8 protein-coding genes are annotated in these 7205 nt (G+C 62.7%); 5 read left to right on the top strand and 3 right to left on the bottom strand.

From position 1 onward, the window contains the following. Nucleotides 1-185: 185 nt before the first annotated feature. Nucleotides 186-881, bottom strand: a complete 696-nt coding sequence (locus ABR948_RS26865) for an ArsR/SmtB family transcription factor (RefSeq protein WP_428123844.1) — start codon at nucleotides 879-881, stop codon at nucleotides 186-188. 113 nt (nucleotides 882-994) lie between these two features. Here ABR948_RS26865 and ABR948_RS26860 point away from each other — a divergent pair, with 113 nt between their 5' ends. The 4 genes from ABR948_RS26860 to ABR948_RS26845 all read left to right on the top strand — a co-directional run bounded on the left by ABR948_RS26860 (nucleotide 995) and on the right by ABR948_RS26845 (nucleotide 5556). Continuing rightward, nucleotides 995-1303, top strand: coding sequence for an NIPSNAP family protein (locus tag ABR948_RS26860; RefSeq protein ID WP_428123841.1), 309 nt, complete (start codon nucleotides 995-997; stop codon nucleotides 1301-1303). 234 nt (nucleotides 1304-1537) lie between these two features. Further along, on the top strand, nucleotides 1538-3274 hold the full coding sequence (locus ABR948_RS26855) for a phospholipase C (RefSeq protein WP_428123839.1): 1737 nt from the start codon (nucleotides 1538-1540) through the stop codon (nucleotides 3272-3274). Nucleotides 3275-3286: 12 nt separating this feature from the next. Beyond that, the gene (locus ABR948_RS26850; protein ID WP_428123836.1) at nucleotides 3287-4609 is read left to right on the top strand and encodes a cytochrome-c peroxidase; all 1323 of its coding nucleotides are present in this window, start codon (nucleotides 3287-3289) and stop codon (nucleotides 4607-4609) included. Between the two features lie 131 nt (nucleotides 4610-4740). After that, on the top strand, nucleotides 4741-5556 hold the full coding sequence (locus tag ABR948_RS26845; protein WP_428123834.1) for an isocitrate lyase/PEP mutase family protein: 816 nt from the start codon (nucleotides 4741-4743) through the stop codon (nucleotides 5554-5556). 69 nt (nucleotides 5557-5625) lie between these two features. On the opposite strand, the gene ABR948_RS26840 is transcribed toward ABR948_RS26845, so the two are convergent. Continuing rightward, nucleotides 5626-6147, bottom strand: a complete 522-nt coding sequence (locus tag ABR948_RS26840; protein ID WP_428123831.1) for a hypothetical protein — start codon at nucleotides 6145-6147, stop codon at nucleotides 5626-5628. A gap of 174 nt (nucleotides 6148-6321) precedes the next feature. Here ABR948_RS26840 and ABR948_RS26835 point away from each other — a divergent pair, with 174 nt between their 5' ends. Continuing rightward, on the top strand, nucleotides 6322-6969 hold the full coding sequence (locus tag ABR948_RS26835) for a trimeric intracellular cation channel family protein (protein ID WP_428123829.1): 648 nt from the start codon (nucleotides 6322-6324) through the stop codon (nucleotides 6967-6969). Nucleotides 6970-6980: 11 nt separating this feature from the next. On the opposite strand, the gene ABR948_RS26830 is transcribed toward ABR948_RS26835, so the two are convergent. Next, nucleotides 6981-7205, bottom strand: a 225-nt coding sequence (locus ABR948_RS26830) for a c-type cytochrome (RefSeq protein WP_428123827.1), incomplete at its 5' end; no start/stop codon positions are given.

Below are 7205 nucleotides of genomic sequence, written 5' to 3'. Positions count from 1 at the left end.
AAGGAAAGCACGGTTCATCGAAGCCTCCAGAGGAATTTCCGTCATGCCCGGGCTCGTCCCGGGCATCCACGTCTTCCATAGCGGGGCATAAAGACAGGGATGGCCGGGTCATCTAGCGCGAAATACGCGCTTCGCGCTACTGCCCGGCCATGACGACAAGTTAGTGATCCGCGCTCAAAGCGCCGCTATTCGCCATCCCCGAACAGGGCCGCGAATCGCTTCTCGCCATTGCGGCTGAAATTGACGACGCGGCTGCCGGGGACGGTATCGCGGGCGGCCCATTTCAGCTCGGTGAAACGCGTCATCAGCGCCGCGCCGAGCGTGCCGGCGAGATGATGGCGCCGCTCGCTCCAGTCGAGGCAGGCCTTGCAGACCGGGCGGCGCGGATGCGCCAGCGCCTCGGCCGATATCTGCAGGGTGCTGGCCATGAAACGCCGGCCCTCGGCGGTCAGTTCGATGTCGTGCTTGTGCTGGCGGATCAATTTTTGCCGCTTCATGCTGTCGAGCATCTGCACGCCGAGATCGCCGGCGAGATGATCGTAGCAAACCCGCGCCCGGCGCAGCGCCGGATCCTTCGGTCCGGTACGCACCCGCATGTGGCCGGCGCGGGCGGCCAGGCCCGCGAGGCCTTCGAGTACGCCGGCGACGTCGGGATCGGTGAGGCGGTAATAACGGTGGCGGCCCTGTTTCTCCTGTTCGATCAGGCCGCCGGCCTCCAGCTTTGACAGATGCGAACTCGCGGTCTGCGGCGTGATGCCGGCCTGGTGCGCGAGTTCGCTTGCGGTCAGCGCGCGGCCGGTCATCAGCGCGGTCAGCATGTTGGCGCGGCCGGGATCGCCGACCAGCGAGGCGACCATGGCGATATCGGGACCTGCTTTCATAGTTCGATCATAGACGAAGCATCCACGTCGATCAAGCGGCTATTCATTCACACGTTCAACTGCTTCGGGCCCGCTGACGGCAGGCTTTGGCGCGACATAAACAGGAGGTTTTCGTGGCTGTCACCGTCTTCATCCGCTACCAGCTCGACCCGTTCAAGCGCGCGATGTTCGAGGAATATGCAAGGCGCTGGCTCATCATCATTCCGAGATGCGGCGGCGATCTCGTCGGCTACTGGATGCCGCATGAGGGCACCAACAATATCGCCTCCGCGCTGATTTCCTTTGAAAGTCTCGCGGCCTATGAGAGCTATCGCGCACGGCTTCGCACCGACAGCGAGAGCATGGCCAATTTTGGTTTTGCCGAGGAAAACAAGTTCATCCTGGCGGAGGAGCGGACGTTTCTGCGCCAGGTGACCGCATAGGTTCGGTTATCCCCATTGAAAATCAAGGCTGTTTATCGCGTTATCTGGTGTAGACGCTACGTACGGTTGTTCAGCTGGGGATAAAGCAGTGCTGCTGAAGCAATGTGTTCGGCGAAATTCGGCCGCTGCAAACACCGATGATCAACCTGACGTCAAATCGACACACGCCCGTCATTTGCCGCTGATTATAACTCGCCCCGCGTAATTTACTTTTTTTGAAGGGGCGAGATGAAGATGAAGAAGAATCTGCTTTCTACGGCTGCGATGTTCGGTGTCGCGGCTGCCGTGGCCTGGAGCGGTCTGGTTGCCGCTGATGATTTCGATGGCCGCGGACCGGATTTCGGCCGCGGACCGGACTTCGGTCGGCACGACAACGACGGACATCACCGTAGCCCGCAGAACGAGGCGCAGACCGCGACCCCGATCAAGCATGTCGTGGTGATCTTCAACGAAAACAGGTCGTTTGATCATTACTTCGCCACCTACCCGACCGCGACCAATCCCCCGGGCGAGCCGGTCTTCAAGGCGGCCCACAACACGCCGGCGGTAAACAATCTGGCCGCGAATCCGTATCTGCTCAACAATAACGGCAACTTCACCAACCCCGCCAACGGCGCCGGCGCCGCCAATCCGTTCCGCATCGATCGCACGCAGGTGAATACGGCTGGTCAGAACCACTCCTATACGCCGGAGCAGCAGGCCAATGACAATGGCGCAGCCGACCTGTTCCCGGAGTTCACGGGCAACGCCACCGCAGGCGGCGCCGGCGCCTTCGGCACCAAGGGCATGGTGATGGGCTATTACGATGGCAACACCGTCACCGCCTTTTGGAACTACGCTCAGCATTTCGCGATGAGCGACAATAATTATACCGGCACCTATGGTCCATCGACCCCTGGCGCGCTCGAAGTGTTCTCGGGCCAGACCAATGGCGCCAAGGCCATCGTGGGTAGCCCATCGATGATCCCCGACGGCCAAGGCGGCTTCACGCAGAACGGCGATACCGATCCCGCTTATGACACGTGCTCGAGCACCACGAGCCAGGTCCAGATGACGAGCAAGAACATCGGTGATCTGCTCAACACGGCCCATCTCACCTGGGGTTCGTTCGCGGGCGGTTTCAACCTGCAAACGGTCAACGCCAACGGCTCCACCGGCTGCACGCGCACCACGGCTTCAACCATCATCGGCGCCAACATCACCGACTACACGCCGCACCATATGTGGTTCCAGTACTTCGCGTCGACCGCCAACCCGACCCATGCCCGTCCGAGTTCTACCGAGGCGATCGGCTACAGCACGGTGCACAATGGCGGAACGGCGGACCCCGCCAATCATGCCTATGACCTGAACGACTTCTACGCGTCGGTGAAGGCCGGCAATTATCCGTCGGTCTCCTACGTCAAGATGGCAGCCTTCCAGGACGCTCACCCGGGCAACTCCGATCCGCTCGATGAGCAGGAGGGAACCACTACTCTGATCAACTTCCTGCAGCAGCAGCCTGATTGGAAGAACACCGCTGTGATCATCACCTATGACGACTCGGACGGCTGGTACGACCACGCCTATGCCACGCCCACGAGCTCGTCCTACAATGCTACGGCCGATCAGCTAAACGGTCCCGGCAAATGCGGTACCGGCACTCAGCCCAACGGCGTCAACGGTACTCCCGTTAACGGGCGCTGCGGTCCCGGCGTGCGCGTTCCGTTCATCGTGATCTCGCCCTACGCCAAGCCGAACTACGTCAGCCACGAGCGGATCTCGCAGGCCTCCGTGGTGCGCTTCATCGAGGACAACTGGCTGAAGGGCGAGCGTCTCGGTGGGGGCTCCTTCGACGCCAGCGCCGGTCCGATCGACGACATGTTTGACTTCGGTCAGGACGTTGATCGCGACGGCATCCGCAAGCTCATCCTCGATCCGACGACGGGCACCGTGGTTTCGAGCTCGCCGTCGAATGGCTGGGGCCACTGAGCGATAGAGCATATGCACAGCCGCACACTCTTGTGGCTTTTCAGCGCCGGCCTCTGGGCCGGCGCTGTCTTCGCGGCTGAACCGCAAGGTTTGCCTGGCGAAAACCCACATCCGATCCATCTCGTCCGCCGCCCTGTCGCGCCGCTTTCCGCGATGGCGCAGCTTGGCCGGGAGATGTTTTATGACCCGAGCCTGTCGTCGTCGGGCAAGATGTCCTGCGCGTCATGTCACAGTCCGGACCATGCCTATGGCCCGCCGAACGACGGACCCGTCATGCTCGGCGGCCCGGCGCTGACGCAGCAGGGCGCGCGTGCCGTCCCCTCGCTGACTTATCTTGAGCGGCAACCGGACTTCAGCATCGGTCCGGATGACCGGGAATCCGAGAACGTCAACCTGGCGCAGCAGGCCGAGATCGGCAAGACCGCGGACCGCGCGCAAAAGACCGCGACGCAGACTTCGCAGAGCGCCGCCAATATCGTGCCGCAGGGCGGCCTGTTCTGGGACGGACACGCCGACACGCTTCAGATGCAGGCGTCAGGTCCGCTGCTCGATCCGCGTGAGATGGATGGCGGCAGCATGGAAATCATCGCCGAGAAACTGCGCCACGCGCCTTATGCCAAATATTTTACGGGATTGTTCGGCGAAAACATTTTTCAAAACACCAAGCTGCTGATGAGCGAGGCGATGTTCGCGGTCGCGCGCTATCAGATCGAGGAGCCGAGCTTTCACCCCTACACCAGCAAGTACGATTATTGGCTGGAAGGCAACGCCCGTCTCAGCGAGAGCGAAATGCGCGGCCTTCGCTTGTTCAACGATCCGGAAAAAGCCAATTGCGCCGGCTGCCATAGTTCGCAACCCTCGCGCGATGGACTTCCACCGCGCTTCACCGACACGCAATATGAAGCCTTGGGTGCGCCACGCAATCTCGCGCTCGCCGATACCAAGGATCCCGGCTATTTCGACCTCGGGGTTTGCGGACCCATTCGCAAGGACATCGCCGAACAGACCCAATTTTGCGGCATGTTCAAGACACCGACCTTGCGCAACACTGCCGTGCGCCGCGCCTTCTTTCACAACGGGGTGTTCCACACGCTGCAAGAGGTGATGGATTTCTACAATTTCCGCGACACCAATCCAGAGAAGGTCTATCCGGTCGGCGCCGACCGGAAGGTGCAGAAATACAACGACATTCCCGTGCAGTATCACGCCAACGTCGATGTCAGCGATCCGCCCTTCAACCGCCATCCCGGCGAACCGCCGGCCATGACGGTCCAGGACGAGGCCGACATCATCGCATTCCTGAAGACCCTGAACGACGGCTACAAGCCGGAGTGACGCGCGATCAACGCCGTCCGGCCCGGGAGCGGACGTTCTGCGCGGGGTGAGCGGCTGATGCGGGTCCTGCGCACTGGCGCGCGCGGGCAGGCGTGGCTATTCTCGCCGCCCAAACAGGAGGAAACGGGATCATGCCGGCTACCGCAGCAGATAAACGCATGACGTTCCGCAAGATGCACGAGGCCGGATGCTTCGTGCTGCCCAACCCCTGGGATGTCGGCAGCGCCAGGGCGCTGCAACAGATGGGCTTCAAGGCGGTCGCCTCGACCAGCGCGGGCTTTGCGTGGTCGATCGGAAAACCCGACAACCGCGTCACGCTCGACGACGTCTGCGGCCATCTGACCGCGCTGTGCAGCGCGGTCGATCTGCCCGTCAATGCCGATTTCGAGGGTGGTTTCGCGCACAAGCCCGAAAAGGTCGCCGCCAATGTTATCAGCGCCGTCCAGACCGGCGTCGCCGGATTGTCGATCGAGGATTCCACCGGCGATGCCGCCAAGCCGCTTTACGAGCGCGCCTTCGCCATCGAGCGCATCAAGGCGGCGCGCGCCGCCATCGATGCCGACCACAGCGGCGTATTGTTGACCGGCCGCTGCGAGGGCTTTCTGGTCGGACAAACCGATCTCGCTCTGGTGATCGATCGATTGGTCGCCTATGCCGAGGCGGGCGCGGATTGTCTCTATGCGCCGGGGATCAAGACCCGGGAGCAGATATCGGCGGTCGTGAAAGCCGTGCATCCCAAGCCGGTCAATTTGCTGATCGGGGCGTCCGGTCTTTCGGTCGCGCAGGCGGCCGATCTTGGCGTGCGGCGGATCAGCGTCGGTGGGTCGCTGGCGCGCGCCGCATGGGCCGGTTTCATGCGCGCGGCGCGCGAGATGGCGGAGCAGGGAACTTTTACCGAACTCGGCAATGGCCATCCCGGCGGCGAATTGAACAAGATGTTCGGCTGACGCGCGAACGGGGCGGCGGGCAGGGAGCTGCCCGCAGCGCCGATTGCTGGATCAAAAACGCATCAATCGCTATTCGGTCCCGCCTGACGGTGCCGGAGCCGGTGGTGCCTTCGGATCCGCGGATCTTGGGGTCAGGGGTTTAGGATTCGAGGACGCGGGGTCCGGGGAAGCCGCACCGGTCGTCATGCCCGGCGCGCTATTATTGCGGGGCGTGACGTCACGCATGCCCGGAGGCGCCGCAGGCGGTGACATTGGCGCGTTCTGGGCCGTCGCCGCCGGGGTGGCCGCCGGAGATGTACTGGCCTGGTTGATCGACGAATTGTTCAGGCCATAGAACACGACGCCCAATATGACGGCGATACCGACGGCGAACAGCGCCATTCGACCGCCGCTCGTGGGTCCCTCGCCAAGTTCGGGATCGACCTGCAATTCATTGTCGAGCCGAACTGCGCGGTGGGCGTCGTCGTCGCGGCTACTGGAACGCGATTTGGTACGATAGGGATCGTCCGCCGGATTGGAATCGCGATTGGGACTGGCGCGATAGGGATCGCCGGCGCGATAGGGATCGTTCGGATTGGGTTCGTTGGCCATGACGGGATTCCTCCATTATCCCGATCACAACCGCGGCTGGCCGCGGAGGTTCCGGGAACCATCCGCTGTTTCTGAAACGGGACAGACCGGCCAGCACGCCTTTTTCAATCTGTTCAGAATGGAACCCGCGACGTAGGTTCAAAGCCGCTCGAAAATCCTGTTCGTGAGGTTGCGATGTGGGGCCTGCCGCCCAGCGATTCGGTCTTGCAAATGCTGTCGTTCGTGGCGGTCGCAGCCCAGGCGATGACGGCCGCGCTGGCGGCGGGCAAGCGCAGCATGGACTGGGCCGGCGTCTGCATGCTCGGCTGCATCACCGCGCTCGGCGGCGGCACCATTCGCGACGTCCTGCTCGGACATTATCCGCTGGTTTGGGTGCAACACCCCTCCTATTTGCTGCTGGCGGCCGGGGCCGCGCTGGGGACCATTCTGATCGCCCGCCTGGTGCACCGGCTGTACGCGGCGTTCCTCGTTCTCGACGCGATCGGCCTGGTGGTCTTCACCATGGCCGGCTGCGACGTGGCATGGCAGGTCGACGCCTCATTGCCGCTGGTGGTCGTGGTGGTGGCGGGGATGATCACCGGATGCGCCGGCGGCGTGCTGCGCGACATCCTCTGCAATGACGTGCCGCTATTGTTTCGTAGCGAACTCTACGCCAGCGTCTCCGTCGTCACCGGGCTGTTCTACGCCACCGCGTTCGGGCTGAGGCTGAACGACGAAGTCTGGACCGCGCTGACCTTCGTGCTCGGCCTGTCATTTCGTCTGCTCGCGATCCGCTACAAATGGGAGATGCCGAAATTCGAGTTCAACGAAGATCGGCGGTAGCGTCGGATCGTCTATCGCCGCGCGTTCTTGACTTGCCCTGGCGTCACCGTGGGCGCCGCATTGCCCCAGGAATTGCGAATATAGGTCGCGACATCCGCGATCTCCTGATCCGATAGTTTCGCGGCATAGGCCGGCATTGATCCCTTGTTGGGCGCGCGTGGCGTGGTCACGGTCTCGGCGCCGTCGAGGATGATGCGAAGCGTGCTCAAGGGATCGGCGGACTGCAAATTCGCGTT

Origin of the sequence: Bradyrhizobium sp. (assembly GCF_050014615.1) — a bacterium.
Taxonomy (GTDB): domain Bacteria; phylum Pseudomonadota; class Alphaproteobacteria; order Rhizobiales; family Xanthobacteraceae; genus Bradyrhizobium.
The sequence above is the reverse complement of the archived record's forward strand: the minus strand, read 5'-3'. Positions and strand labels throughout refer to the sequence as shown.